Source organism: Mycobacterium kiyosense (assembly GCA_021654635.1).
GTDB lineage: Bacteria > Actinomycetota > Actinomycetes > Mycobacteriales > Mycobacteriaceae > Mycobacterium > Mycobacterium kiyosense.
In genome coordinates this window covers 5,355,464-5,381,073 of sequence record AP025179.1, presented here as the reverse complement: position 1 = coordinate 5,381,073, position 25,610 = coordinate 5,355,464, and the positions used below count along the sequence as shown (strand labels likewise).

The window sequence follows — 25,610 nt, the reverse complement described above, 5'->3', positions numbered from 1 at the left end:
ACGTGGCCAATCCCCCGCTGGCAAAGCATGCGCTAGCGGAGGTGGACGCGCGCGCGTCGCGGCGAGCCGATCGGTTGTTCAGATCGCTTGCCGCGGCCGCCGGTTCCACCATCGTGGTGGCGATCGTGTTGATTGCGGTGTTCCTGCTGCTACGGGCCGTCCCGTCGCTGCGCGCAAACACCGTCAACTTCTTCACCAGCGCGCGGTTCGACACCACCGACGACCAGAAGCTGGCGTTCGGGATCAGCGATCTGCTGATGGTCACGGTGCTCAGTTCCATCACCGCGCTGGCGCTCGCGGTGCCGATCGCCGTCGGCATCGCGGTCTTCGTCACGCAGTACGCACCGAAACGGCTGTCGCGGCCGTTCAGTGCGATGGTGGACCTGCTGGCCGCGGTGCCCTCGATCATCTTCGGGCTGTGGGGGATCTTCGTGCTGGCACCGAAGCTGGAGCCGCTGGCGGAGTTCCTCAACCGTCATCTGGGCTGGTTCTTCCTGTTCAAGAGCGGCAACGTGTCCCTGGCCGGCGGCGGCACGATCTTCACCGCGAGCATCGTGCTGGCCGTGATGATCCTGCCGATCATCACGTCGGTGTCACGCGAGGTGTTCCGGCAGACCCCGCCGATGCAGATCGAGGCGGCGCAAGCGCTCGGTGCGACCAAGTGGGAGGTGGTGCGCACCACAGTGCTGCCGTTCGGGCGCAGCGGTGTCATCGCCGCCTCGATGCTGGGCTTGGGTCGTGCGCTGGGTGAGACGGTGGCGGTGCTGATCATCCTGCGCTCGGCGGCGCGGCCCGGGACATGGTCGCTGTTCGACGGCGGCTACACGTTCGCCTCCAAGATCGCTTCTGCCGCAGCCGAATTCAGCCGGCCCCTGCCGACGGGGGCCTACATCTCGGCCGGCTTCGCATTGTTCGTCCTGACTTTCGTGGTCAACGCGGCAGCGCGCGCGGTCGCCGGCGGAAAGGTCAACGGATGAGCCAACTCAGCGCCGACGCGCTCGAGCAGCCCGTCAAGGCCGTCGTCTTCCGTCCGCTGAGCCTGGTTCGCCGGATCAAGAACGACATCGCCACGACCTTCTTCCTCGCGTCGTTCGTGATCGCGCTGGTGCCGCTGGTCTGGGTGCTCGCGGTGGTGATCATCCGCGGCTACCACGCCGTCATCACCGCGGACTGGTGGACCCACTCGCTGCGTGGGGTGTTGCCCGAGGAGTTCGCCGGCGGCGTCTACCACGCGCTGTACGGGACGTTGGTGCAGGCAGGTGTCGCGGGCGTGATCGCGGTGCCGCTCGGCTTGATGACCGCTGTCTACCTGGTCGAGTACGGCACCGGTCGGCTCGCCCGGGTGACCACGTTCATGGTGGACGTCCTCGCCGGCGTGCCCTCGATCGTGGCGGCGCTGTTCATCTTCAGCCTGTGGATCGCCACATTGGGATTCCAGCAGAGCGCGTTTGCGGTGTCGCTGGCCCTGGTCCTGCTGATGCTGCCGGTGGTGGTGCGCTCCACCGAGGAGATGCTGCGGTTGGTACCCGACGAACTACGAGAAGCCAGTTACGCCTTGGGCGTTCCGAAATGGAAGACGATCGTGCGGATCGTGACGCCCATCGCGATGCCGGGCATCGTGTCGGGCGTGCTGCTGGCGGTGGCCCGGGTGATCGGGGAAACCGCGCCGGTACTGGTGCTCGTCGGGTACAGCCGCTCGATCAACCTCGACATCTTCGAAGGCAACATGGCCTCGCTGCCGCTGCTGATCTACACCGAACTCACCAACCCCGAACACGCCGGGTTCCTGCGCGTGTGGGGAGCGGCGCTGACCCTGATCATCCTGGTGGCGGTGATCAACCTGATCGCCGCCGGGATGCGGTTGGTGGCCACGCGGTCGCGCTGAGCCGCGCTACTTCGGGGAAGGCGCGAGTCGCAACACCCTGCCGTTGCCGCGGTCGGCGACGTAGACGTTGCCTTTCTTATCCACCGCGACCGACAACGGGGTGTTCAGCCCGGTGAACGGCAGTTCTTCGCTGGCCGCACCACCGGCGGGCAACTTCACCACCACGTTGTTGTCGTGTTCGGTGACGTAGACGGCGCCGGCGCCGTCGACCGTGATGCCCCACGGTGCGCTCAAGCCGGTGAACGGCAGCACCGTCTGATTGGTGGTGCCGGCGTCGAGTTTGAGCACCCGGTTGTTGTCGGTGTCGGTGACGTAGATGTTCCCGTCGGTATCCAGTGCCACGCCGTCGGGATTCTTCAGTCCGCTGAACGGCACCTCGACCTGCGCGTTGCTGTTCGGCGGCAGCTTCAGCACCCTGTTGTTGCCGCGGTCGGCGACGTAGACGTTGCCCTGGGGGTCCACCGCGACACCCTCGGGGTAGCTGAGGCCGCTGAACCCCAGCACGGTTGGTTTGTTGGAGCCCGCCGGCACCGACACCACCCGGTTGTTGAAGTCGCTGACGTAGATCGTCCCGTTGCCGTCCACGGCGATGCCCTGTGGTTCGTAGAGTCCGCTCACCGGCATCACCGTGGGGGAGCTGGATCCCTGCGGCAGCGTCACCACCTTGCCGTACATGGTCTGGTTGGTGACGTAGACGGTGCCGTTGGCGTCGACCGTGACCCCACCCGGTGCGAAGCGGAAGTTGAAGTCCTTGAAGGGCATAACCTGCTGGCCCTTGGCGTCCGCCGCATCACCGCCGCTGTCCTTCGATCCGAACAGCAGGAACGCGGTCACCGCGCCGACTACCAGCAGCAGCGCCGCCGCGATCGCACCGATGATCAGCGGCTTACGCGACTTCGCCGGCGGCGGGCCGCTTGCCGGGGGCTGGCTGGGCGACGGTGGCGCACCAGCACGCGCACCGGCGGCAGCGCCCGGCTGGCTGGCCCAAGCGGCGGCTGCGACCGGGGCGGCTTGCGTCCACTGCTCGGAGTTCTGTCCAGGTTCGGAGCGCCACCCGGTGGGGTTCGCCGGCGCGACCCTGGTCTCGTCCCGGGTCGAATACGACGGGATCCGCGCGGTCTGGTCCCCGGTCGGATACGACGGTATTCGGGCGGTCTGGTCGCCGGTGGGGTACGGCGGCGCCGGTGTCCGCGTGCCGGAGCCGTACGGCGGAATCGGTGTCCGCATGGTCTGGTCCGCGGCGGCGTACTGAGCGGGCGCAGCAGGCATGGCCGCCGGGCCGGACGGTTGCCCGCTGGCGCCGCCGCGACTGTTCCAGCCGCCGGCCAGGCTCGGGTCGACGACGGGCGCGATGAGCGTCTGATTGTCGCCTTGCCGCAGGATGGTGGCCTCTTGGCGCTGCTCGGGAGTGGTCAGCGCGTCGTGGGCGGCGGCGGCGAGGTCGCCGGCCGTCATGTAGCGCTCGGTGGGGTTCTTCGCCATGCCTTTGGCAATCACCGCGTCCAGCGCCTCCGGAACCCGGCCCGGCCGCAGCACGCTGGGCCGCGGGATCGGCTCCATCAGATGCGACGCGATCAGCCGCTCCACGCTGTCCGCCCGGTACGGTGGTGCCCCGGTCAGGCATTCACCCAGCACGCAGGCCAGCGCGTAGATGTCGGCCCGATACGTGACTTCGTCGCCGGTGAACCGCTCCGGAGCCATGTAGTTGTAGGTGCCCACCGCCATCCCGCTCTGCGTGAGACTGGGATCTTGACCGGCGCGGGCGATGCCGAAGTCGACCAGATACGCAAAGTCGTTGGCGGCGACGAGGATGTTCTCCGGCTTCACGTCGCGATGCGTGATCCCGCTGGCGTGCGCGGCATCCAGCGCCGCGGCGACCTGCCGCACAATGGCCACCGTCCGGGCCGGCGTGAGCGGCCCGTACTGCGTCAGCATCGAGCGCAGCGACACCCCGTCGATCAGGCGCATCTCCACGTAGAACTGTCCGTCGATCTCGCCGTAGTCGTGGATCGGCACCACGTGCGGTTCGGTCAGCCGCCCGGCGATATCGGCTTCGCGCTGCATCCGGGCAGCGAAAACCGGATTGCCCGAGTACGCCGTCGAAATCAGCTTGAGCGCCACCACCCGATGCTTACGGGTGTCCTCGGCCTCGTAAACCTCGCCCATGCCGCCGCGGCCGATCAGGCGCACCAACTGGTAGGGCCCAAAATGCGAGCCCACCCGCGATTCCGAACCGGTGTTGGTCACCGTCGACGCTCCCTTCGCCCGGACACCCCACGCCGCATCCGGTAGCGGTCACGTACCGGCGGCCACGCTGCCGCGGCGCCGAAACGAATGGTTAACACACGGTAAATCCTCGTGGAGTGGGCACACAACCAAATCCGGGGACTCGGCACGATTTTTGATCACGAGTGCGTAACGGGGTTGGGTCGTCCGGCCGGTCGGGTACCGGTCTGAAAACGCTGCCAGCCCTGAAAACCGTTGGTGTGCTTGAACATTAACCTCTTCGAGGTGGCGAAGGCGGCGGAACCGACCGCCCCGCAACGTGTCCCGGCGCTCGCGGCGGTGACTAGCGGTCACCCGATGGCGTTGACCACCGGTATCAGCTTCTTCTGCAACGAGTCCGGCAGCGGAATGTAACCGTACTCCTGCAAACCGATCTGGCCGTCGCCAATTGTGGCTTGCATGAATGCCTTTACCGCTTGGCCGGTGGGGGAGTCGGGATACTTCGAGCAGACGATTTCGTAGGTCACCAACACGATCGGATACGAGCCGGACTGAGTCGGCCGATAGAACGACGAGGTGTCCACCACGAGGTCGTTGGGCTCGGTGCCGCCCTTGAAGGTGGCGCCGGCTATGGTCTTGCCGACCGACTCCGGGCTGATCGACACCGCCTCCGGACCGGCCGAGGTGATGATCTGGGCCTTGTTCAGCTGGTGGCCCTCGGCGAAGGACCATTCGTTGTAGGTGATCGAGCCGTCGGTGGCCTTCATGGCCTGCGACGTGCCGTCGTTACCGGCGGCTCCCTCGCCGACGCCGCCGTTGAACACCTGGCCGGCACCCTTGCCCCAGGCGCCGTTGGACGCCGCGTCCAGGTACTTCTGGAAGTTGTCAGTGGTACCGGACTTGTCGGAGCGGAAGACGACGTGGATTGGGGTCGACGGCAGGTTGACCCCGGAATTGAGCGCCTTGATCGCCGGGTCGTCCCACCTGGTGATGGCGCCGTTGAAAATTTTCGCGGTGGTGGGCCCGTCCAGGTTCAGCGAGCTGACGCCGTTGATGTTGTACGTGACCGCGATCGGTCCGAACACGACCGGAATGTCCCAGGCCGGCGAGTTGCAGCGCGCTCGCGCGCTGTCGGGTTCACCCTTGTCCTGATTCATCGGCGAGTCAGAGCCGGCCAAGTCGGTCTCGCCGGCAATGAAAGCCGCCATGCCGGCACCGGAACCGTTGGCCGCATAGTCCAGCGTGTGACCCGGGCAGGCATGGATGTAGGCGTACACGAACTGCTCCATCGCGTTCTTTTGCGCGGTGGAGCCACCGGCCAGGATCTTCTTCTTGCCGCCGCAGTTCACCGGGACGACGGGGGCGGCGCTGGATCCCGACGACGAAGTCTTGCCCGAATTGCCGCCGCAACCCGACATCGCCAATGCCGCAACAACAAGCAGTCCGATTGCGGCGGCGGATCGAGGAAACTTCATGGCGACTCCTCCGAAGAATCGGCAGCACGATGAGCATAGGTGAACAAACACCCCATAGGAGTTGAACACACGATGTTGATTTGCTGAAGCCCGTGCCGCTCAGGATTTCCTGGCAGGTGCCTTCTTGGCCGCTTTCTTGGCCGGCGCCTTCTTCGCGGGCGCCTTCTTGGCCGGAGTCTTTTTGGCCGGACTCTTTTTCGCCGTGTCGTTCTTCGGCGACGATTCCGTCGCGCCGCCCGAGCGGGCCTTCACGCTGGCCTCCAGCTTGGCCAGCAGGTCGGACACGTCTTCGGACTCGTCCAACTCGGTCGGCTGCTCCTCGACCGTAAACGCTTCGCTGCCTTCGAGTTTCGCCTCGACCAGTTCCAGCAACTGTTCCTGGTAGGTGTCGTGGTAGCGGTCCGGGTCGAAGTCGTCGGACATCGACTCCACCACCTGGCCGGCCATCTTCAGTTCGGCCGGCTTGATCTCCACTTCCTTGTCCAGCACCGGGAAGTCCGGGTCGCGGATTTCATCCGGCCACAACAGCGTGTGGATCACCATCACGTCGCGTTTGCCGAAATCCTTGACGCGCAACGCGGCCAGCCGGGTCTTGCTGCGCAGCGTGAAGTGCACGATCGCCATCCGGTCGGTATCGGCGAGCGTCTTAGCAAGCAGCACATACGATTTGGAGGATTTCGAATCGGGCTCCAGGAAGTAGCTGCGGTCGAACAGCATCGGGTCCACTTCGCTGGCCGGGACGAACTCGAGCACTTCGATCTCGCGGCTGCGCTCTTCGGGCAGGGTGGCGATGTCGTCGTCGGTGATCACCACGCTCTTGCCGTCGTCGGATTCGAAGGCGCGGGCGATGTGGTTGTAGTCGACCACCTCCCCGCACACCTCGCAGACCCGCTTGTACCGGATGCGTCCGTTGTCCTTGTCGTGCACCTGGTGGAACTTGATGTCGTGGTCCTGGGTGGCGGTGTACACCTTGACCGGCACGTTCACCAGGCCGAAGGCGATCGAGCCCTTCCAAATGGAGCGCATTGGGTCAGTATGCCCACTAGGTGCCGACCAGACGCAAAATCACCCGGCACGCCCGGCGTGCCGGGGATTTTGCGTCTGCTATCGCCACCATCAGGGGCCGGCGCGGGAGACCGCCCGCGCCGCCGCCGCAGCCGCTTCGTCGAGTGCCGACCGCATTGCTTGCAGACCTATGCCGCGCAGTCGCTCGCGCCGGTCACCGCCCAACAGGCCCGAACTCCACAGACTGTCCAGCAGACCGACCATGAAGGCGTCCCCGGCGCCGATCGTGTCGACCACCGTGGCCGGTTTGGCCGCGACCGTCACTTCCCCGGCCGCGCACAGTCCCACCGAACCCTGCGCGCCCATGGTGAGCACGACGATCGCAGGTCCGGACGCCAGCCAGCCGCGGGCGGTGTCCAGTGCCGGCCGCTCGGGTGCCAGCCAGCGCAGGTCCTCGTCGCTGGCCTTGACGATGTCGCTGCGCTGGACGAGCTTGTCGATGCGGCCGCGCGCCTGGTCGCGATCGGCGATCAGCGACGGCCGGACGTTGGGGTCGAAGCTGACGGTGGCCGACGGCCGGTAGGCGTTGAGCAACGCGGCCACCGCCAGGCAGCCCGGTTCGCGCACCGCGGCAATCGATCCGGTGTGCACGAACAGCGGCGGCGGTACCGGCGGTGTGGCATCGAGGCGCCAATCCAGGTCGAACGAATAGCTCGCCGAGCCGTCCGCGGCCAGCGTGGCCACCGCGGTGGGTGTGCGCTGCGCCGTGACGCTTCCCGAAACAAGCTGCACCCCAGCGTCTTTGACGTACCGGGCGATAAGCCGGCCGCGGGCGTCGCCGCCGATGTGGGTCAGCAGGTCGACACCGCGACCCAGCCGGGCCAGGCCGACGGCGACATTGAGCGGGCTGCCGCCGACCTGTTCGGGCTGCCCCTCGACGATATCGATCAGCGCCTCGCCGATCACCAACCCCCGCGGATTCATGAGCTCCGGGCGTTTCAGACTTGCGGCCGGGCGCCCAATACGTCGCGGAACACGGCGTTGCGCAGGGTGAGTTCGCGGGGATCGCTGATCAGGTGGAAGCCCATCTTGTTCATCACATACCCGAAGCCGATACCGGTGTCCGGGTCGGCGAACCCGAAAGATCCTCCGGCGCCCGGCGTTCCGAACGCATTGTCCGAAGTTCCGAAGACGCACTTGGGAATCGGCTTGTTGAAGCCGAGGGAGAACGTCGTGTCGATGTGCAGCACCTTGTCGCGCAACCCCTTCGTCGGCGGCCGTGCCGGCTTCTGCAATGCGTCGAACGTGTCCGCGCTCAACCCCAGCGCCGGATCGCCGGTTGCCGCAGCGCCGTAGAGTTTGGCCAGGGACCGCGCGGTGCCGGTGCCGTTGACCGCCGGCATCTCCACCACCCGCAGCTCGTCGCGGTTGAAGGCAGCGGGGTGGTTGACGTCCTTGGCGAACACCAGCGCGCGCGCCGCCAGGCTGTGCGGGTTGAGCAATGCCGCGACGAAGCGCGGCGGCATCGTGTTGACATGCCAGATCAGGCTGGCGAACGACCAGGCGGAAAGGTGCGCCACGCGGTTGCGGTCCACCGAGGCCGGCAGGCCGATATGAAAATCCAAGCCGAGCGGACCGGCGATTTCGTCGGCGAAGAACCGGCCCAAAGTCCGTCCCGCGGGATCGGTGCGGCGGATCAGCTCGCCCTCATACCAGCCCAGCGTGATCCCGTGGTAGCCGTGCCGGGTGCCGGGCGCCCAGGCCGGTGCCTGCGCCGCGAGTTTCGCAGACATCGCCGGCGGGTCGGCCAGCTCCTGCAGCGTCAGCGCTGGGGTGACGACCGGCAGCCCAGCCTGATGCGCCAGCAGCTGCCGCACGGTCACCGCCGCCTTGCCCGCCTGCGCGAATTCCGGCCAGTAGTCGGTGACTTTCGCGTCGTAGCTGAGATAGCCCCGGGACACGGCGAGCGCGACACAAAGGGAGGCAACACCTTTCGTCGAGGAGAAGACGTTCACCAGGGTGTCTTGGGTCCACGGCGCTTTGGTCTCCCCGTTGCGGTAACCGCCCCACAGGTCGACGACCTTGCGGCCCTCCCGATACACCGAGACGGCGGCGCCGACCTCCTGCCCGCTGCTCAAATTCGCGCGGAAGGCGTCGGCGACCTTCCCGTAGCCCTCGTCGACGTCGCCCTGCAGGAGATGGCCCGGGTTGCCCATTCGCCGAGCGTACGAGATTGCCGCGGCGAGGACGACTAGGTTGGCCTTATGAGTTCGGCGCCGGAGCAGCGGGTCAAGCTGACCAACACCGACAAGGTGCTCTATCCGGCGACCGGCACCACCAAGGCCGACATCTTCGACTACTACACCCGCATCGCCGAGGTGATGATCCCGCACATCGCCGGGCGGCCGGTGACGCGCAAACGCTGGCCCAACGGAGTCGACAAGCCTTCGTTCTTCGAGAAACAGCTGGCGTCGTCGGCCCCGGACTGGTTGCCCCGCGCGAGCGTCACCCACCGGTCCGGGACCACCACCTACCCGATCATCGACAGCACCGACGGGCTGGCCTGGATCGCCCAGCAGGCCGCGCTGGAGGTGCACGTCCCGCAGTGGCGGTTCGTCGCACAGTGGACCCGTGCCGGGGAAAGCCTTGCGCCGGGCCCGGCCACCCGGCTGGTCTTCGACCTGGACCCCGGCGAGGGCGTGACAATCGCCCAACTGTCCGACGTGGCCCGGGCCGTGCGAGAGCTCATCTCCGATATCGGGCTGACCCTCTACCCGTTGACCAGCGGCAGCAAGGGGCTGCACCTTTACGCGCCGCTGGCCGAGCCGGTGAGCAGCCGGGGCGCCACCGTGTTGGCCAAACGCGTTGCGCAGCAACTGGAGAAGTCGATGCCGAAACTGGTCACCTCGACGATGACCAAGAGCCTGCGCACCGGCAAGGTGTTCCTGGACTGGAGCCAGAACAGCGGCTCGAAAACCACCATCGCGCCGTACTCACTGCGCGGTCGGGACCATCCGACAGTCGCGGCGCCGCGCAGTTGGGACGAACTCGACGACCCCGACCTGAGCCAGTTGCGCTACGACGAAGTGCTGGCGCGAGTGCAGCGCGACGGCGACCTGCTCGCCGCGCTGGATCCGGCAGCGCCGGGCGCCGACGATCCTGACCGGCTGACCAGATACCGCAGCATGCGGGACGCGTCGAAAACTCCCGAGCCGGTGCCGAAATCCAAACCCCAAGCCGGGCAAGGCAATACCTTTGTCATCCAAGAGCACCACGCCCGCCGGCTGCACTACGACTTCCGGCTGGAACGCGACGGGGTGCTGGTGTCGTGGGCGGTGCCCAAGAATCTGCCCGAGACCACCTCGGTCAACCACCTGGCGGTGCACACCGAGGACCATCCGCTGGAATACGGCGGCTTCGAGGGCCAGATTCCCAAAGGCGAGTACGGTGCGGGCAAGGTGGTGATCTGGGACTCGGGCACCTACGAGGCCGAGAAGTTCAACGATCACGAGGTGATCGTGAACCTGCACGGTCGTCGAATCTCCGGACGGTATGCGCTGATTCAGACCAACGGGGACCAATGGCTGGCGCACCGCATGAAGGAGCAGAAGGTATTCGACTTCGACGGGTTGGCCCCGATGCTGGCCACGCACGGGTCGGTGGCCGCTCTGAAGAAGGGACAGTGGGCATTCGAGGGCAAGTGGGACGGCTACCGGCTATTGGTCGACGCCGACCACGGCGCAGTCCGGCTGCGGTCCCGCAGCGGCCGCGACATCACCAAGGATTTTCCCCAATTAGCTTCCCTGGCTGATGCTTTCGCCGATCACCACGTCGTCCTCGACGGTGAGGTGGTGGCCCTGGACAAAGCCGGAGTGCCCAGCTTCAACCAACTGCAGAACCGTGTCCGGGCCACCCGGATCGAGTTCTGGGCTTTCGACCTGCTCTACCTCGACGGGCGATCGCTGTTGCGGGCCAAGTACGCCGATCGGCGTAAGTTGCTGGAAACTCTGGGCAGCACCGGCGATCTCATTGTCCCGCCGCTGCTGCCCGGTGACGACGGCGAACACGCCTTGGACTATTCCCACAAGCACGGGTGGGAAGGCGTGGTCGCCAAGAGGCGCGATTCGACTTACCAGCCGGGGCGTCGTTCGGCATCGTGGGTCAAGGACAAGCACTGGAACACCCAGGAAGTCGTGATCGGCGGCTGGCGAGCCGGCGAGGGCGGGCGCAGCAGCGGTATCGGGGCGCTGCTGATGGGCGTACCCGGCCCCGACGGCCTGCAATTCGTCGGCCGGGTCGGCACCGGGTTCACCGAACGCGAGTTGGCCGACCTGAAGAAGGTGTTCAAACCGCTGCACACCGACGAATCACCCTTCGGCACTTCACTTCCCGCCCGCGAGGCCAAGGGCGTCACGTTCCTGAAGCCGACGCTGGTCGGCGAGGTGCGCTACGGCGAGTGGACCCCGGACAACCGGTTACGGCAGTCGAGTTGGCGTGGACTGCGACGCGACAAGAAAGCGAGTGAGGTGGTACGGGAATGAAGTGGGTGACCTATCGGGACTCCGACGGCGAACGCGTCGGGGTACTCGACGGCGATCGGATTCACGCGCTCGCGCCGGGCGCGACCCTGCTTGACCTGATCGCCGCCGGCCGGTTGCCGGAGGAGGGCTCGCAGGCGCTGGTGTCGCCCGATACGACCGTGTTGTTGGGTGAGGTGACACTGGCCGCCCCGATCCCGCGCCCGCCGTCGATCCGCGACACGCTGTGCTTTCTGGACCACATGCGCAACTGCCAGCAGGCCACCGGCGGCGGACGGGTGCTGATGGACACCTGGTATCGCATCCCAGCGTTCTACTTCGCCTGTCCGGCAACGGTATTGGGGCCTTACGACGACGCCCCGATGGCGCCCGGAAGTGCCTGGCAGGATTTCGAATTGGAGATCGCCGCGGTGATCGGAACCACCGGCAAGGACCTGACCGTCGAACAGGCCGAACAGGCCATCGTCGGCTACACGATCTTCAACGACTGGTCCGCCCGCGACCTGCAGATGCTGGAAGGTCAGCTGCGGATCGGGCAGGCGAAAGGCAAGGACAGCGGTGTCACGCTGGGCCCCTACCTGGTCACCGCCGACGAACTCGAGCCCTACCGCCGCGACGGCAGGCTGCACCTGCAGGTGAGCGCATTGGTCAACGACACGGTGATCGGGTCGGGATCGACCGGGACCATGGACTGGACGTTCGCCGAAGTGATCTCCTACATCTCGCGCGGGGTGACCCTGCATCCAGGTGACGTGATCGGCTCGGGCACCGTGCCGACCTGCACCCTCGTCGAGCACCTGCCCAAAGGTGACGCCTTCCCGGGCTGGTTGTCCCCCGGGGACGTGGTGACGCTGCAGGTCGAGGCGCTGGGTGAGACCCGGCAGACGGTGCGGGCCACGCCGGCGCCGTATCCGCTTGCGCCGCGGCCTAATCCGGCCTCAGTGGGGGTAGCTTCCCGGGTCAACCCGGCTCCGGCGAAGGTGCCCTACACCCGTGGCCTGCACCAGGTCGCCGACCGGGTGTGGGCCTGGACGCTGCCCGACGGCGGATACGGTTGGAGCAACGCCGGTCTGGTCGCCGGTGACGGCGCGTCGCTGTTGGTGGATACCCTGTTCGACCTGGCGCTCACGCGCGAGATGTTCGACGCGATGCGGCCCGTCACCGACTCGGCGCCCATCACCGATGCCCTGATCACCCACTCCAACGGCGACCACACCCACGGAAACCAGTTGCTGGACAGGGGTGTTCGCATCCTCGCCGCCGCCGGCACCGCGGCGGAAATCGCGCACGAGGCCGGCGTCGACCGGCTGGTCGGCATCCAGACCGCCGACCTGGGTCCGGTGGCGACGACGTTCGCGCGAGACCGGTTCGGGCCCTTCGATTTCAGCGGCATTGTGCTGCGCAACGCCGATGAGACATTTGAGCGCGCGTTGACCATCGAGGTCGGCGGCCGGCGGGTGGACCTGCTCAATCTGGGGCCGGCGCACACAGCCGCGGACTCGGTGGCGCACGTGCCCGACGCCGGGGTGCTGTTCGCCGGGGACCTGTTGTTCATCGGCTGCACCCCGATCGTGTGGGCCGGGCCGATCGCCAACTGGATCGCGGCGTGCGACACCATGATCGCGCTGGACGCGCCGATCGTGGTACCGGGGCACGGGCCGATCACCGATTCCGACGGAATCCGCGCAGTGCGAGGCTATTTCGTGCACATCACCGAGTACGCCGACGAGGCGCACCGCAAGGGACTGTCGCTGGCCGAAGCGGTGGATGCCGTCGAACTGGGGGAGTACGCGTCCTGGCTGGACTCCGAGCGGGTGGTGGTCAACATCTTCCGGCGCTACTGCGAATTGGATCCCGACACCCCGCAGCCGGAGTTGCTGAATTTGTTTGCGATGCAGGCGGAGTGGCTGGCGAAGCATCAGTAGGTATGACACTGGACTCCATTGCCCAGGGCGGCCTCGGGCCCGGAGCCGTTGCTACGAGCCAGCGACAATAGCGTCGGAGCTGCCTGTTATCGTCGCGCCGTGGGCGACACATCGGCTAACCGTGTGCAATTGCGCTCGACACTAACGCGGTGGGACTACGTCGCGATCCCGTTGACCCTAATATTCGTAGCTACGTCAACCGTCTGCGCAGCGCTACTCAAGCGCCCGGAGGGCGACGGGGTCTACGGATGGGTACTTGTCGGTCAGATCGGATCCGTTCTCCTTGCCACGGCGCTGCCCGCGATCACGGCGCTTCGTTCGAAGCGGCGAGAAGCTCGTACGGCCGCCGCTTGCAAAGCGGAGGAAATCGACGCGCGCACCAAGGCGCGTGTGGAAGTAGGCGGAGCGCTTGACCCGATCGTTCGCAGCTTGGCCGACGGTGCCGCGGACCTACGCACAGCCAGGCCAGTTCAGCGCCCCGGAATCCGCCGGGGACTTCGCAACACAGTTCTGAGGCTTGCAGTCGAAACCACTCCCCGGATCATGGGGCCACCGAATTCCTCGCGCGCGTACTACCTATTTCGAGGCCGGGCCGCCGCAACAGCTTGTCGCATCGACTTACTGGGGTGGCCGTCCAGATCAGGTAGTCCAATTCGCGTTCAAAGAAGGGACGCCGCATGGTGATTACGCACTCGACAAGGTGAGGAGGAATCAGGCCGAGTTCTACCCGAACCTTGACGAGGATGCGCCCCCGGGGTTCGATGACTTCGTGGCCGCTGGGGCCAGATGGAAAACGTGCATCTCCGTCCCCGTAGTCGCGGGGAATGTGGCTTACGGGTTACTAACGGTTGATTCGCTGAGTCCCGGCGACCTCTCGGCGCTGGATCTCGATGTACTGAGGGTGGTTGCTGATGTTGTCGCTGCGGCGATGGCCACCACTCATGATCCATAGCTGGAAGGCTGAGAATGTGCGTCCGTAGCATTACGGCTGGAAGCTCTGATCAGCTCGGCGTCCAGCAGACTACAGATTAGAATGACCGGCCTGAGAGGTCGGGCGAACGATAGGTGTGAAACCCCATACCGTGTGAGAAGGGCGGCGGCTGCAATGGCGGTTCAAATAGCACCTCCTGAGGACCGGCGAGCGAAAGAAATCCTGGATAACCCTGACCGGTACTTCGATGATGTTCGACAGCGCGTTCGCCAGGAAGTCGAGCAGGAAATCGAGCGGGAGCGCGCCGGGCGCTGACAGCGTTCTGCCCGGGAGGCGATCTGGATTTTTGCCGGCGATGCTGGGGGCGTTGCAGAAACTCCGCGAGCCGAGGCCCGACCGTGTCATGACGTTCACGGTATGCCCGCTGCCTGGACGTGTGCTGAGTCGCTTACGGTTCGGGTATGGCATCCGAACCCGCAGTGACGCTGGAAACCCTCGAAGACGGCATCGCGCGCCTCACCCTCAACCGGCCCAAGCTGTTGAACGCCATCGACGGAGCGCTGATCAGGGCCACCGACGACGCCCTGGACGTGTTGAGCCGCGGCGAGCACCGGGTGGCGATCCTCACCGGCGCGGGTCGCGGCTTCTGCGCCGGCGCCGACCTGAGCGGCACCGGCGAGGCCTGGACCGAGGTCAAGCCGTCGACCCCGCGTTTCAAGGTCAGCTACGACTCGCAGGTGCGGCTGGCCGAGCTGTTCATCCGGCTCTACGAGCTGCCCATCCCGGTGATCGCGGCCGTCAACGGGGTGGCGGTCGGGGGCGGGTTGGCGTTCGCGCTGCACTCCGACATCCGGATCGCCGCGGCGAGCGCCCGCTTCGGGTCGGCGTTCATCAAGGCCGGGTTCTCCTCGATGGACATGGGCACCAGCTACCTGCTGCCCAAGATCGTCGGCGCCGGCGTGGCGCGCGAACTGATGCTGACCGGGCGGATGATCGACGCCGACGAGGCCTACCGCATCAAGCTGGTGCACCAGGTGGTGCCGGCCGCCGACCTGATGACCGCCGCGCTGGACAAGGCGCGAGAGATAGCCGCCAACAACGCTTTCGGCGTGTGGCAGACCAAGATCGGCTTGAATGCCGCGCTGGATGCGCCGAGTTTGCGGCATGCCATCGAAATCGAGAACCGCACCCAGATCCTGACCGGCTTCACCAACAATCCAACCGAAGCGGCTATGGCGCACCGTGAGAAGCGGGCGCCCAACTGGGATTCGCTGTAAGCGTTAGACTTTCGCGATCACCTGGTCGGCGAACTTCTCCAGCAGGTGGACCTTCTTGCCCAGCGGGTCTTTGTCGGGCCCAATGATGTAGGGCCAGCGGAACCCCACGATGACATCGGTGACGCCTTTGTCTTCGAGGCGCTTGATGCCGTCGACGGTGTAGGCGTCGGTCGAGATGACATGCACCTCGAACGGTCCCGTCTTGCCCTCCTCGTCGCGAAACTTCCTGACCCGGGCGATAAGTCGGTCCAATTCTTCCGGTGAGCTGCCGCCGCCGTGCATCCAGCCGTCCAGCCGCGCGGCCCGTCGCAGTGCGACGTCGGCGTGTCCGCCCACCAGGATCGGGATCGGCTGGGCGGGCGCCGGGCTCATCTTCGTCTTGGGAATGTCGTAGAACTCGCCGTGGAATTCGAAGTACTCCCCGGTGGTCAGCCCCTGCACGATCTCGATACATTCGTCCATTCGCTTGCCGCGCTTGACGAATGGGATACCCATCAGCTCGTAGTCCTCCGGCCACGGACTGCTGCCCACCCCCAGGCCCAGCCGGTTGCCGAACAATGCGGCCAGCGACCCGGCCTGCTTGGCCGTCAACGCCGGATGTCGCACTGGCAGCTTCAGGACGAAGAAATTGAACCGCAAGGTCGTCGTCACCGCACTCAATGCCGCTGCCAGAACGAAAGATTCGACAATCTCCTTACCGTCGAGGAACTCGCGGCCACCGTCTGGGGTGTAGGGGTAATTCGAGTTGGACTCGAAGGGGTACGCCAGGCTGTCGGCGATCGTCATGCTGTGATAGCCCGCCGCCTCGGCCGCTTTGGCCAGCGGAATATAGAACTGGGGGTCGGTCAATGACTCGGCGTAACTGAACCGCACGTCGTCCCTGCTTTCCTCGGAGGGGCATCCCGATCGAGGTTAGAACGTGTTGCAGTTCGGCCCGCAGCGGGCTTCCTCAGAGCTGGTTCTCCGGCCCGATGATCGCCCATACCGTCTTGCCCGACGACGTCGGTGTGCTGTCCCAGGCGCGGCACAACGCGTCGACGATGGCCAGCCCGGACACGTCGATGCCCTTGGGGGGCGACGCCAACCGGAGCGCGGGTGCGGTGCTGGTGTCGGAGACGGCGATGGTAGCGGTCTGGCCGTCGCATTCGATCCGCATCACCGGTTCGCTGCCGGTGTGCTCGAGCACATTCTCGACGAACACGTTGACCACCACCAACGCGACCGGGATCAGTCCCGGTTTCGACCAGTTGGTGAGCCATTCGCGGACCAGTTGGCGGGACTCGCGCAGGCTGGACAGATTGGCCGGCAGCTTCGCCTGGGCATGCTGCAACTTGCGCCGCCCGAGCCGGGTGACGGCTTTCAGGGCGCCCTTGTCGGTCGGGTACACCGGCATGAACCGGGCGGCGCCGCTGCGGGTGATCGCGTCGCGGGCCGCGCGGTTGCCCGACACCAGCACGATCGGGACATCGGGCCGTGAGTTCAACTGCCAGCGCGCGCTGACGAACGCCGCCGACCAGGTCGATTCGTCGGGTACCTGCAGGGCGTTGACGTCGACGACGACGGCGGTGGGCACGTCGAGCGTGGCCTTGGTGACGCTGTCGCGCAGCGCCGCGGCGTTGTTGGCGTCCAGCACGCCCTCGGCGGCCAGCAGGACCACCCCTTGCTCGGTGCGGGCCTGCAGGGCCAACGAACCGGAGGACTTGGCCACCGCGCTCATTCCAGCTCCTCGAACTTCTGCCCCGTCATCGATGGTCTTCAGTGCTGCGCCCCCGTCGTTGCTAAGGACCTATCTTCAAGCAAACTGCCCGATTTGTGAAAAAAGGGTGCGGTCGACACGCCTGGACCGACATGGATACGCGAATATGCACCGCCGGCAGACTTCCCCCGGAGCCGTGCGTTTCGCCTGGTCACCAACACGCCGAGCTCGCCGTTCTCGCTGTATCGCTTACCGCAACAGCGCGCCCGTGGCGCGCACCCCAAACACGAGTTACCCGTTTGGAGCGCGATCAATCCTCAGCGGCAAATATTTTTCCCGCCCCACCCGCGTCGAGCGTCGCGCTGGCGTGACGTTCGGCGTCCGCTGTTGCCCTGGCGTGACGCTCGGCAGAAAAGGCACCGGGCGGCGGGCGGCGGGCAGCGGGGCCTGGCGAGGTCAGCAGGGATACGGCGGCGCGCCCACCCCGGTGACCGAGTGGGTACCCCACGGCGTCTTCTCGACGATGCGGGCCGCCGCGCTGCGCTGGCCGACGGTCAGGGTGCCCGCCCGGGCCTTGGTCAGGGAGTCGTCGGGCGGGGCGTCGAACAGGGTTCCCTGCCAGTGGTAGTTCCCGTCGAGCGGGTCGAGGTGGCCGACCAGGCGGACGCGCACCGAATGGCGGGTGCCGCCGATTTCGAGGGTGGCGGCGCCGTCGTAGGTGTCTTCGTAGTCCGGCGCGCCGGACGACAGTTCGAAGGTTTCGAACGCGCCGGTCGGCGCGGGCGGCGAGAACGGCCCCAACTGAGCGCGTTCGTTGAACACCTGCTGGGTGGAGCGACGCACCTCGATCCGGCGACTGCCGGTGCGTTCCATCGTCGCCAGGCAGCGGGCGATGTAGCGCGCTTGCGCAGCGACGTCGGGACCGGCGAGGAAGAAGTAGTTGGGGAAGCCGTGCACGGCAACTCCGGCGAAGGGCTCCATCCCGTCGTGCCAGGCTTCGCGCAGGGTGCGTCCGCCGACCCCGATCAGCGACTCATCCGTGGTCGCCAAGCCGGTGCCGTAGACGATGGCGTCGACGGGGTGCTCGAGGCCATCGGGGGTGCGGATGCCCGACGCGGTGACGGCAGTGATGGTCGATCCGATCTGCGGGCCCGCAGCGGGACGGCGGCGCCGCAGCCGGCGCGCGGTGCGCGTGGTCCAGCGAGGCAATTCGGTGACCACCCGGCGCGGGGCATGCGGGAAGACGGTCACCGACCGCGCGGATTCGACCAGTCGGCCGAGGTGATGTCCGGCCCACGAATCGGTGCCGATGACTGCGACGTGTTTTCCGGCCGGATGGAAATGCGGGTCCCATGCCGCCGCGTGACAGGATTCGCCTCGAAATTCGTTGTGGCCGTTGATTGTCGGTATGAATGGGGTGAAAAGACCTCCGTCCGTGGCGATTACGACGCGAGTGCGCAGCGGTGCTGCGTCGGTGTGCAGGATCCAGGAGTCGGTGTCCTCATCGAATTCCGAACGCAGCACTGCCCGCTCGAGTGTCGTGACGTCACCGATGCCGGCTTGCGACAACGCCGCCTCGACGTCCGGGACACCCGCCCCGACGACGATCACCGTCACAGAAACCTGCTGCGCTGCCAGGCACGGCGGCCGATCCGGCCCATCAACCCCACCTCGGTCAGAAACGCTGCTAGCGGAGCGAATCCGGCAACCTGTACCTCGCGGCGGTGCGCGCTGGTGCGGGCCAGATGCTTGGCGCGTTTGACGTCCAGGCCGGTGCGCGCATACGGCACCGGGTTGCTGAACAGGTAGTTGAAAAAGTATCCGCCCAGCCCGTTGATGTTGGCCATGAACCACCGATTGAGCCGGGGCATCTCGGCCACCCGTTTGCGGGCTCCGTCGCGGGCGAACTGAATGTGGCGGGCTTCTTCGGTGACGTGAATTCGCATGAGCCGCTGGATGATCGGCTGCAACTCCGGATCGTCCATCATCTGCCGTTGCAACGAGTCGAAGATCTCCTCACCGATCAGCGCCGCCACCCACAGCATCGAACCGCGTTGGAAGGCCAGCGGCAGCAGGTTGATGACCCAGCGGTGAAACCGCTTCGGCCGCACCGGTTTTGCGCCGACACGCTCGATGGCTTTGCCGAACATCACCATATGGCGGGTTTCGTCACCCAGTTCGGTCAGCTTGTAGTGCGTCGAGCGACTGGTGGGATCCTCGTGCAGGATGGTGCGCAACAGAGACTGGTTGAGCATGTTCTCGAACCAGATCCCGGCCGATAGGGTGTTGACCAGTTCTTGCCGCGACAACTCGATCTGCTGGTCGCGGGTCATCTCGTCCCACATCGGAGTGCCATACAGCGACACCAGTCGCGGGGGCAGGAAGAACCGGTCGGGGTCCAGTGGGGCATCCCAGTCGATGTCGACGACCGGTTCGTAGGACTTCTTGACCGAGCCCTTCAACAGGCGTTCGGAGAATTCTTCGCGACTCGGCCCGCTTGGCCGCACCGCAGTGGTCATCGTTGGCCTCCCTCCGTCGGATAGTTGAAAACGTTAGGGAGGTCACACTCATTAGTCAATACCCCGGGTACCGGGTACCGCTGGTCTCGTGTTGGTGCTGACCCAGCGCCCTATCTAGGTTGAGCCGTATGGGCCGGCGCATTCACGTCATCGGTATCGGCGCAGGTGATCCCGGTTATGTGACGGTGCAAGCGGTCGAGGCGCTCAACGACACCCAGGTGTTCTTCGCGGTGGACAAAGGGGAAGCCAAGAGTGATCTGGTGGCGTTGCGGCAGCAGATCTGCGCCCGCTACATCCGCCAGCCGGGCTATCGGTTCGTCGAGCTGCCCGATCCGCGCCGCGCCGCTGGCGCCGGGGATGCTGCGCAGTACCGGCAAGCCGTTGCCGACTGGCACGCGGAGCGCGCCCGGATCTGGGCGGCGGCGATCGCCGACGAATTGCGGCCCGACGGGTGCGGGGCCTTTCTGGCCTGGGGTGATCCATCGCTCTACGACAGCACGCTGCGGATCCTGGACGCGGTGGCCGCGCAGATCGACCTCAGCTACGACGTCATCCCGGGGATCACCGCGGTGCAGGCGCTGACCGCGCGGCACCGCATCCCCCTCAACGACGTCGGCGAACCGGTGCTGATCACCACCGGCCGCCAACTGCGCACGCACGGGCTGTCCGGGACAGCGGTGGTGATGCTCGATGCCGAATGCTCGTTTGCGGCCTGCGCGCCCGACACCCGGATCTGGTGGGGCGCTTACCTGGGCACCCCGGACGAATTGTTGGTGGCGGGAACGGTCGGCGGGGTGGGGAAGCGCATCGCCGAGCTTCGTGCGCAGGCCCGCGCCCGACACGGCTGGATCATGGATACCTACCTGTTGCGGGCGCCCGAGGGCCGTGACGCCGGTGACCGGTAGCTGAGGTTCGCCGAATCCCACGAAGAACGTGTGCTCCAAGCGCCCCCCGGCACGATACGATCATTGCTCGCGTGCTTGACACGTGTTAAACACAGCATCGGCCGGGAAAGAGATTCGGTCGGGAAGAGGTTGCCGGATGTCGTATGTGTTCGCCACGCCGGAGTGGGTTGCCGCTGCGGCGTCGGACCTTGCCAACATCGGATCCTCGATCAACGCCGCCAGTTCCGCCGCGGCCGCGCCCACCGCGGCGGTCATGGCGGCCGGCGCCGACGACGTCTCGGCGGCCATCGCGGCGATGTTCGGTGCGCACGCCCAGGCCTACCAAGCGATCAGCGCGCAGGCGGCGCTCTTCCACGAGCAGTTCGTGCAGCTGATGAGCGGCGGCGCCACGGAATATGCCAGCGCCGAAGCGTCCAACGTGCTTGCTGCGGCCGGCCAGGATGTGCTCGGCGTCGTCAACGCCCCCACCATGGCGCTATTCAACAGGCCGCTCATCGGCAATGGCGCCAACGGGGCCACAGCGGGCGCCAGCGGCCAAGCCGGCGGACTGCTGTGGGGCAACGGCGGCAACGGCGCGGCCGGTGGCGTCGGCCAGAACGGTGGTAACGGCGGTTCGGCGGGGCTGATCGGCAACGGAGGCCAAGGCGGCACCGGCGGGAACGGCGCCAACGGCGTCGCCGGCGACAGCACTGCCCGATCCGGGCAGGCGGCCGGCCTCGGCGGCAACGGCGGCAATGGCGGGTGGCTCTACGGCAACGGCGGGGGCGGTGGTCTCGGCGGCAACGGCGGCAACGGCTACTACCAGTCTTCGATCACGGGCGGCAGCAACGCGGGCCCGGGCGGTGGCGGCGGCAACGGCGGGTCGGCCGGGCTGTTCGGTAGCGGCGGCACCGGCGGCACCGGTGGGGCCGGGGGCGACGCCGTGGGTTCCCAGGCCATCAGCGGGATCGGCAGGGCCGGCGTGAGTGGCCTGGCCGGTGCCGGTGGCGACGGAGGCCACGGTGGATTGATCGCGGGCGACGGCGGCGCCGGCGGGGACAGCGGCAGGGGCGGGTCCTTCACCAACCCGGGCAACACGCCCATCGACGAAGGGGTCAACGGTTCTGCCAACGGCTACTACCTGTTCGACGTCCACGCCGGTAACGGCGGCGATGCCGGTCTGTTCGGCCACGGTGGGGCCGGCGGGAACGGCGGTTACGGGGGCGACGGCCAGGCTGCGAGCGTCGCCAACGGATCCGGCGGATACGGCGGGCAGGGTGGCTTCGCCGGCAACGGCGGCGACGGCGGATTGCTGTGGGGCAACGGTGGCGTCGGGGAGTCGGCGGAACGGGCGGCCTCGGTGGAACCAGTAACGGCGGTGACGGGGGCAACGGTGGCGTCGGAGGCACCGGCGGAGACGGCGGCCGCGGCGGCGTGATCGGCTCTGGGGTGCCGGCGGAAGGGGCGGCGCCGGCGGCAACGGCGGCACCATAGGCGTGCCCGGAGATGCCGGTAACGGATACTCCGGCGTCGGCGGCGACGGCGGCCTCGGCGGCGACGCCCGGCTGTTCGGCAGCGGTGGACGCGGCGGTGACGGCGGCGACACCGGTACCACCTCCTTCCTGGTTCCCGCGGTCAGCAACGGCGGCGACGGCGGTCAGGGCGGCTGGCTGTTCGGCAACGGCGGGGGCGGCGGCAACGCCGGGCTTTCGCCGTCGGGAGCGCCGTTCAACATTCACACCGGTATCGGTGGCAACGGCGGCGACGCGGGTCTGTTCGGCGCCGGCGGCCACGGCGGGGACAGCAGGTTCAACCAGCCTGGGGGCAGCGGCGGCTCCGGCGGGACGATCTCCGGCAAGGACGGAGCACCCGGGTCCGCATAGCGGCCGGGGCTGAACTTCTTCGGCCTCAATCGAATTCGGGCCAAACGCCCAAAATGTGATCTTGATCGCAGTAGCATGCGGGTCGTAGGAGGTCCGCTTGTGTCGTTTGTGAACGCTACGCCGGAGTTTGTCAATGCTGCCGCATCCGATCTGGCCGGGATCGGCTCGACGATCAGCCAGGCGAATGCAGCGGCGTTGTTTCCCACGTCCAGCGTGCTGGCCGCCGGGGCCGACGAGGTTTCGGCCGCCATCGCCGCGATGTTCGGGGCGCATGCCCAGGCCTATCAGGCGCTGAGCGCGCAGGCGGCGCAGTTCCACGAGCAGTTCGTGCAGCTGATGAGCGCAGGTGCTGGGCAGTACGCCAGCGCCGAGGCATCCAACGTGCTGCAGACCGCCGAGCAGGAGGTGCTTGCTGCGATCAACGCGCCCACCCAGGCTCTGCTGAACCGGCCGCTGATCGGCAACGGTGCCAACGGCGCCACCGCCGGCGCCAACGGTCAGGACGGCGGGATCCTGTGGGGCAACGGCGGTAACGGCGCCAATGGTGGGGCCGGCCAGAACGGCGGTAACGGCGGGTCGGCCGGGTTCTTCGGCAACGGCGGTCGCGGCGGTGCCGGCGGAGCGGGCGCCAACAGCCTGTCGGGCAGCACGGCCCTGGCGGGTGCCAACGGTGGTAACGGCGGCAACGGTGGGGCCGGCGGCTGGATCTGGGGTAACGGCGGGCAGGGCGGGATAGGCGGGACCGGCGGCAATGCCGGTCTCAACAACAGCGCTTCCGGCGGCTCCGGCGCGAACGGCGGCATCGGTGGGAACGGTGGCGCCGGCGGCCGCGGCGGCTACCTGTTCGGTGACGGCGGTGCCGGTGCGGCGGGCGGCGCCGGGGGGCAGGGCAGCGGCTCCACCAGCCACAACACCAGTACCACGGTTGCCGGCACTGGCGGAACGGGCGGCCTCGGCGGCAACGGCGGCCATGCGGGGTGGTTGTCCGGCAACGGTGGGCACGGCGGCGACAGCGGAGATGGCGGGGGTCTGGCCGGCGGCGGGTCCCAAGTCGTCAAGGGCGCCGAGGGTGGCGCGGCCGGTCTTACGGCTGGAGCGGGTGGCGACGCCGGACTATTCGGCGCGGGTGGTGCCGGCGGCAACGGTGGTCTGGGTGGGTTCGGCGGCAGCGCCAGGTACGAAAACGGCGGCGACGGTGGCGCCGGAGGTAACGGTGGGCTGGGCGGTCGCGGCGGCTACGTCGTCGGCGACGGTGGCGCCGGCGGGTTCGGTGGTGGCGGCGGGCGAGGCGGGAACCAGGGCTTGAGCGTCGCGGCCCCGGCCTCGGGTAACGGAGGTGCCGGAGGTTCGGGCGCTGCGGGAGGCGCCTCGGGCTGGCTCGGCAACGGCGGCGACGGCGGCGACGGTGGTCTGGCCGGGCCTCCCGGGCAAAACACGGTCGGTGGCACGACGTACACCGGCACCCTCGGCGCCAACGGCGCAGGCGGCCACGGCGGCAACGCCAGCCTGTACGGCAACGGCGGCCGCGGCGGCAACGGCGACCCCCCGGCCGCCGGCGGCAACATGGGGCTTATCTCGGGAGCCGCCGGAACGCCGGGCATCAGGACCTAGGGGCAGACTGGACCGGTGCCCGAACTCCCCGAGATCGAAGCGCTGGCCGACCATCTGCGCCGGCACGCCGTCGGACTGCCCATCGGCCGCGTCGACGTCGCGGCACTGTCGGTGCTCAAGACCTTCGACCCGCCGATCCACGCATTGCACGGCCAGACCGTCGCCGGCGCCGGCCGGTGGGGCAAATACCTGGGCCTGCAGGCCGGTGACCTGTGGCTGATCACCCACCTGTCGCGGGCCGGCTGGCTGCGCTGGTCGGACAAGCTCGCCGCCGCGCCGTTGCGGCCGGGCAAGGGGCCGATCGCGCTGCGCGTCCACCTGGGCACCCCGGGTGCGGCGCCGGGCTTCGACCTCACCGAGGCCGGCACCCAGAAACGGCTCGCGGTCTGGCTCGTCGAAGATCCGCAGCAGGTCCCGCAGATCGCCTCGCTGGGTCCCGACGCCCTGGAACTCGGCCCCGAAGACCTGGCCCGAATGCTGGCCGGCAACACCGGGCGGATCAAGACCGTCATCACCGACCAGAAGGTGATCGCCGGCATCGGCAACGCCTACAGCGACGAGATCCTGCACGTCGCCCGGCTGTCCCCGTTCGCCACCGCCGGCAAACTCACCGCGGAACAACTCACCGTTCTGCACGACGCGATGATCTCGGTGCTCAACGATGCCGTGCGCCGCTCCGTCGGGCAGGGCGCCGCCACGTTGAAGGGCGAGAAGCGCTCGGGACTGCGGGTGCACGCCCGCACCGGCCTGCCCTGCCCGGTGTGTGGCGACACCGTGCGGGAAGTGTCGTTCGCGGACAAGTCATTTCAGTACTGCCCGACGTGCCAGACCGGTGGCAAGGTACTGGCCGACCGGCGCATGTCGCGACTGCTCAAGTAGCACCGATATGCTGCGCGGGTGACTCGTCAGAAAATTTTGATCACCGGAGCCAGTTCCGGCCTGGGCGCCGGGATGGCGCGGGCCTTCGCCGCCAAAGGGCGCGACCTGGCGCTGTGCGCCCGCCGCACCGACCGCCTCGATGAGCTCAAAGACGAACTGACACAACGGTATCCGTCGATCAAAGTCGCGGTGGCGCAGTTGGACGTCAACGACCACGAGCAGGTGCCCAAGGTGTTCGCCGAGCTCAGCGACGAGCTCGGCGGCATCGACCGGGTGATCGTCAACGCCGGCATCGGCAAAGGTGCCCGGCTGGGCTCCGGCAAGGTGTGGGCCAACAAGGCGACGCTAGAGACCAATCTGATCGCGGCGCTGGTCCAGATCGAGACCGCGCTGGAGATGTTCCAGAAGAGCGGTTCGGGTCACCTGGTGCTGATTTCGTCCGTGCTCGGCAACAAGGGCGTCCCGGGCGTCAAAGCCGCCTATGCCGCAAGCAAAGCCGGCCTGCGGTCACTCGGTGAATCGCTGCGCGCCGAGTATGCGAAGGGGCCGATCAAGGTGTCGGTGATCGAGCCGGGCTACATCGAGTCGGAGATGACGGCCAAGTCGAACAGCACAATGCTGATGGTGGACAACGAAACCGGCGTCAAGGCGCTCGTCGGCGCCATCGAACGCGAGCCCGGCCGGGCCGCGATTCCGTGGTGGCCGTGGGCGCCGCTGGTGCAGCCGATGCGGGTGCTGCCGCCGCAGCTGACCAAACCCTTCGCCTGACCCGATCCCAGCCCGTTCGCCCGACCCAACTCCAGCCGCCCAGTGTGAAATCCGCGACGCCGAAACGGCGTGTCGTGTCGTGAAATTCGCGCTCGGCGCTCGGCGCTC

20 protein-coding genes and 2 pseudogenes are annotated in these 25,610 nt (G+C 67.4%); 13 read left to right on the top strand and 9 right to left on the bottom strand.

Going from position 1 to position 25,610, the window contains the following annotated elements:
* Positions 1 to 2: 2 nt before the first annotated feature.
* Positions 3 to 977, top strand: coding sequence for a phosphate ABC transporter permease subunit PstC (pstC, locus tag L6444_RS25205; protein ID WP_236977886.1), 975 nt, complete (start codon positions 3 to 5; stop codon positions 975 to 977).
* Positions 974 to 1,885: a phosphate ABC transporter permease PstA gene (gene pstA / locus L6444_RS25200; RefSeq protein WP_236977885.1), complete on the top strand. Its 912-nt coding sequence runs from the start codon at positions 974 to 976 to the stop codon at positions 1,883 to 1,885. The genes pstC and pstA overlap by 4 nt, the downstream gene beginning before the upstream one ends.
* A 6-nt stretch (positions 1,886 to 1,891) precedes the next feature.
* Here the strand turns inward: pstA and L6444_RS25195 are convergent, their stop codons facing one another.
* The 5 genes from L6444_RS25195 to L6444_RS25175 form a co-directional block, all read right to left on the bottom strand.
* Positions 1,892 to 4,132, bottom strand: a complete 2,241-nt coding sequence (locus L6444_RS25195; protein ID WP_236977884.1) for a serine/threonine-protein kinase PknD — start codon at positions 4,130 to 4,132, stop codon at positions 1,892 to 1,894.
* A 329-nt stretch (positions 4,133 to 4,461) separates the two neighbouring features.
* Positions 4,462 to 5,586: a phosphate ABC transporter substrate-binding protein PstS gene (gene pstS / locus L6444_RS25190; protein WP_236977883.1), complete on the bottom strand. Its 1,125-nt coding sequence runs from the start codon at positions 5,584 to 5,586 to the stop codon at positions 4,462 to 4,464.
* Between the two features lie 99 nt (positions 5,587 to 5,685).
* Complete coding sequence (ku, locus tag L6444_RS25185) at positions 5,686 to 6,612, bottom strand: non-homologous end joining protein Ku (RefSeq protein ID WP_236977882.1); 927 nt, start codon at positions 6,610 to 6,612, stop codon at positions 5,686 to 5,688.
* 90 nt (positions 6,613 to 6,702) lie between these two features.
* Positions 6,703 to 7,575, bottom strand: a complete 873-nt coding sequence (locus tag L6444_RS25180; protein ID WP_236977881.1) for a carbohydrate kinase family protein — start codon at positions 7,573 to 7,575, stop codon at positions 6,703 to 6,705.
* 14 nt (positions 7,576 to 7,589) lie between these two features.
* Entirely contained in the window at positions 7,590 to 8,807 is a 1,218-nt protein-coding gene (locus L6444_RS25175) for a serine hydrolase domain-containing protein (RefSeq protein ID WP_236977880.1), read from the bottom strand.
* A gap of 48 nt (positions 8,808 to 8,855) precedes the next feature.
* Here L6444_RS25175 and L6444_RS25170 point away from each other — a divergent pair, with 48 nt between their 5' ends.
* The 4 genes from L6444_RS25170 (at position 8,856) to L6444_RS25160 (ending at position 15,262) form a co-directional block, all read left to right on the top strand.
* The gene (locus L6444_RS25170; protein ID WP_236977879.1) at positions 8,856 to 11,132 is read left to right on the top strand and encodes an ATP-dependent DNA ligase; all 2,277 of its coding nucleotides are present in this window, start codon (positions 8,856 to 8,858) and stop codon (positions 11,130 to 11,132) included.
* A complete protein-coding gene (locus L6444_RS25165; RefSeq protein ID WP_236977878.1) occupies positions 11,129 to 13,054 on the top strand; it encodes a fumarylacetoacetate hydrolase family protein in 1,926 nt (641 codons plus the stop codon). Before L6444_RS25170 ends, L6444_RS25165 begins: the two co-directional genes overlap by 4 nt.
* Positions 13,055 to 13,571: 517 nt before the next feature.
* The gene (locus L6444_RS30855) at positions 13,572 to 14,006 is read left to right on the top strand and encodes a GAF domain-containing protein (protein WP_370653026.1); all 435 of its coding nucleotides are present in this window, start codon (positions 13,572 to 13,574) and stop codon (positions 14,004 to 14,006) included.
* A gap of 440 nt (positions 14,007 to 14,446) precedes the next feature.
* Entirely contained in the window at positions 14,447 to 15,262 is an 816-nt protein-coding gene (locus L6444_RS25160; RefSeq protein ID WP_370653025.1) for an enoyl-CoA hydratase/isomerase family protein, read from the top strand.
* Between the two features lie 3 nt (positions 15,263 to 15,265).
* Here L6444_RS25160 and L6444_RS25155 read toward each other — a convergent pair whose 3' ends face one another.
* From L6444_RS25155 to L6444_RS25140, 4 genes are all read right to left on the bottom strand, one after another.
* Positions 15,266 to 16,135 carry a TIGR03619 family F420-dependent LLM class oxidoreductase gene (locus L6444_RS25155; RefSeq protein ID WP_236977877.1) on the bottom strand — a complete coding sequence of 290 codons (870 nt, stop codon included), beginning with the start codon at positions 16,133 to 16,135 and terminating at the stop codon, positions 15,266 to 15,268.
* 76 nt (positions 16,136 to 16,211) lie between these two features.
* Positions 16,212 to 16,979 carry an STAS domain-containing protein gene (locus L6444_RS25150; protein ID WP_236977876.1) on the bottom strand — a complete coding sequence of 256 codons (768 nt, stop codon included), beginning with the start codon at positions 16,977 to 16,979 and terminating at the stop codon, positions 16,212 to 16,214.
* Positions 16,980 to 17,414: 435 nt separating this feature from the next.
* Entirely contained in the window at positions 17,415 to 18,368 is a 954-nt protein-coding gene (locus L6444_RS25145; protein WP_236984420.1) for a DUF4873 domain-containing protein, read from the bottom strand.
* Positions 18,369 to 18,571: 203 nt separating this feature from the next.
* Positions 18,572 to 19,477: an AurF N-oxygenase family protein gene (locus tag L6444_RS25140; protein ID WP_236977875.1), complete on the bottom strand. Its 906-nt coding sequence runs from the start codon at positions 19,475 to 19,477 to the stop codon at positions 18,572 to 18,574.
* Positions 19,478 to 19,605: 128 nt separating this feature from the next.
* On the opposite strand from L6444_RS25140, the gene cobF reads away from it, so the two are divergent.
* The 7 genes and pseudogenes from cobF to L6444_RS25100 all read left to right on the top strand — a co-directional run bounded on the left by cobF (position 19,606) and on the right by L6444_RS25100 (position 25,502).
* Positions 19,606 to 20,382, top strand: a complete 777-nt coding sequence (cobF, locus tag L6444_RS25135) for a precorrin-6A synthase (deacetylating) (protein WP_236977874.1) — start codon at positions 19,606 to 19,608, stop codon at positions 20,380 to 20,382.
* Between the two features lie 136 nt (positions 20,383 to 20,518).
* Positions 20,519 to 21,154, top strand: a pseudogene (locus L6444_RS31295) (PE family protein); the annotation flags it as partial.
* A 703-nt stretch (positions 21,155 to 21,857) separates the two neighbouring features.
* Positions 21,858 to 22,244, top strand: a complete 387-nt coding sequence (locus tag L6444_RS31290) for a hypothetical protein (protein WP_459561259.1) — start codon at positions 21,858 to 21,860, stop codon at positions 22,242 to 22,244.
* Positions 22,245 to 22,343: 99 nt separating this feature from the next.
* Complete coding sequence (locus L6444_RS25115) at positions 22,344 to 23,855, top strand: PE family protein (protein WP_236977871.1); 1,512 nt, start codon at positions 22,344 to 22,346, stop codon at positions 23,853 to 23,855.
* A gap of 15 nt (positions 23,856 to 23,870) precedes the next feature.
* Positions 23,871 to 24,113: pseudogene (locus L6444_RS25110) on the top strand (DNA-formamidopyrimidine glycosylase family protein); the annotation flags it as partial.
* A 162-nt stretch (positions 24,114 to 24,275) separates the two neighbouring features.
* Positions 24,276 to 24,734: a zinc finger domain-containing protein gene (locus L6444_RS25105; protein ID WP_236984419.1), complete on the top strand. Its 459-nt coding sequence runs from the start codon at positions 24,276 to 24,278 to the stop codon at positions 24,732 to 24,734.
* Between the two features lie 18 nt (positions 24,735 to 24,752).
* Positions 24,753 to 25,502, top strand: coding sequence for an SDR family oxidoreductase (locus tag L6444_RS25100; RefSeq protein WP_236977869.1), 750 nt, complete (start codon positions 24,753 to 24,755; stop codon positions 25,500 to 25,502).
* Positions 25,503 to 25,610: the final 108 nt, after the last annotated feature.

Bases quoted from the DNA above. Each gene is read 5' to 3' on its own strand.
- pstA (WP_236977885.1), top strand. From the start codon at position 974: ATGAGCCAACTCAGCGCCGACGCGCTCGAGCAGCCCGTCAAGGCCGTC.
- pstS (WP_236977883.1), bottom strand. From the start codon at position 5,586: ATGAAGTTTCCTCGATCCGCCGCCGCAATCGGACTGCTTGTTGTTGCG.
- ku (WP_236977882.1), bottom strand. From the start codon at position 6,612: ATGCGCTCCATTTGGAAGGGCTCGATCGCCTTCGGCCTGGTGAACGTG.
- L6444_RS25180 (WP_236977881.1), bottom strand. From the start codon at position 7,575: ATGAATCCGCGGGGGTTGGTGATCGGCGAGGCGCTGATCGATATCGTC.
- L6444_RS25175 (WP_236977880.1), bottom strand. From the start codon at position 8,807: ATGGGCAACCCGGGCCATCTCCTGCAGGGCGACGTCGACGAGGGCTAC.
- L6444_RS25170 (WP_236977879.1), top strand. From the start codon at position 8,856: ATGAGTTCGGCGCCGGAGCAGCGGGTCAAGCTGACCAACACCGACAAG.
- L6444_RS25165 (WP_236977878.1), top strand. From the start codon at position 11,129: ATGAAGTGGGTGACCTATCGGGACTCCGACGGCGAACGCGTCGGGGTA.
- L6444_RS25160 (WP_370653025.1), top strand. From the start codon at position 14,447: ATGGCATCCGAACCCGCAGTGACGCTGGAAACCCTCGAAGACGGCATC.
- L6444_RS25150 (WP_236977876.1), bottom strand. From the start codon at position 16,979: ATGAGCGCGGTGGCCAAGTCCTCCGGTTCGTTGGCCCTGCAGGCCCGC.
- L6444_RS25140 (WP_236977875.1), bottom strand. From the start codon at position 19,477: ATGACCACTGCGGTGCGGCCAAGCGGGCCGAGTCGCGAAGAATTCTCC.
- cobF (WP_236977874.1), top strand. From the start codon at position 19,606: ATGGGCCGGCGCATTCACGTCATCGGTATCGGCGCAGGTGATCCCGGT.